This window comes from Burkholderia sp. A2, assembly GCF_001729305.1.
GTDB classification, from domain to species: Bacteria; Pseudomonadota; Gammaproteobacteria; order Burkholderiales; family Burkholderiaceae; genus Burkholderia; species Burkholderia sola.
Map to the genome: position 1 here is coordinate 524 of NZ_LZXX01000169.1, position 1,178 is coordinate 1,701.

The window sequence follows — 1,178 nt, forward strand, 5'->3', positions numbered from 1 at the left end:
GTCGCGCTGCTCGGCGCGTTTTCCGGCCCCATCGTCGAGCGCTGATCGTCCGGGCCGTCGCGCGTCAGCGCGACGCGTCGCGAACGGCGACGCCCATCACCTTGACCTGGCCGCCGAACGGCAACGCAGCCGCCTGATAGACGGTTCGCGCAGGCCGGCGATCCTCGGGAAACAGGTCGGCATACACACCGTTCACGTCCGCGAGTGCACCGATGTCGGAAAACGCGATGTCGACGAACACGAGATCCCGTGGGCTGAATCCCGCCGCCTCGATCGCACGGAACAGGTTCGCGAACGCGCGCCGCGCTTCCTCGGCCGGCGTACCGGGCACATAGCGGCCGTCGGCGTCCAGCGAAAGCTGGCCGCTGAGATAGCAGGTGTCGTTCGCGACCACGGCATGGCTGATCGGCGACGGCCACTGCGGCAATTCATTGCCCGACGTCACATAGTGTTTCATGCAGTGCTTCTCCTTGAAGCAGGTGGCGCTGCCGCGTCACAAATAGTGCTTGACGAGCAGCTGGAAGAGATTCGACTGTGGCAGCGCGCCGTATTCGGTCGACGACGCGCCCGCATTGATCTGCCATTGCAGCGCGACATCGGTTCTGGCGAAGCGATAACGCGCCTCGAGCCACGTGAGCCGGCTGCGATCGGCCAGGTTCAACCTGACGAAACCGGAGAGATCCAGACGCTGGATCCACGCGTCCTGCCACCTGACCATCGCGAACAGTCCGTCGCGGGTCGTGGGGTCCTGCTGGGCGGCCGCCAACGTTCGATACGCGGCGTAACCGGCCGGCGGGCCATTGCGCAGCGCCTGCCAACCCGCACGATCGAGCGCGGCGCCGTCCCGGTCATACTCCAGCGTGACGGAAAGATTGCGCGACGTCGTGCACGTCGCGCCGGTGGCGAGCTTCCAACGGAACGCAACATCGCTGTACGGCTGCCCAAGCGCACGTGCCAGCGTCGATGGCCCTCGCCCACCCGACCACTCGACGTATCCGACGCACGCATTGTTGACGAGATGGACCAGGTTGACGCCGAATTGCGGCGAACTGCCGGGCTTCCCGTCATCGTAGATCACGAACTGCGGCGACAGATCCGAGATGACGCGCTGGCTGAACTGAAGCATCCAGCGCGTGCGCTGATTCGTTGCGCCGAAGTCCGGCGAGAACGATGCGTCG

At 65.6% G+C, this 1,178-nt stretch carries 1 protein-coding gene and 1 pseudogene; both read right to left on the minus strand.

Annotation, left to right across the window (positions count from 1 at the left end; genetic code table 11):
- Positions 1–64: 64 nt before the first annotated feature.
- Complete coding sequence (locus A9Z05_RS33765; protein WP_069621839.1) at positions 65–457, minus strand: RidA family protein; 393 nt, start codon at positions 455–457, stop codon at positions 65–67.
- Positions 458–493: 36 nt separating this feature from the next.
- Positions 494–1,178, minus strand: a pseudogene (locus A9Z05_RS38285) (hypothetical protein); the annotation flags it as partial.

Coding starts and splice junctions, on each gene's coding strand:
- A9Z05_RS33765 (WP_069621839.1), bottom strand. CDS start 457: ATGAAACACTATGTGACGTCGGGCAATGAATTGCCGCAGTGGCCGTCG.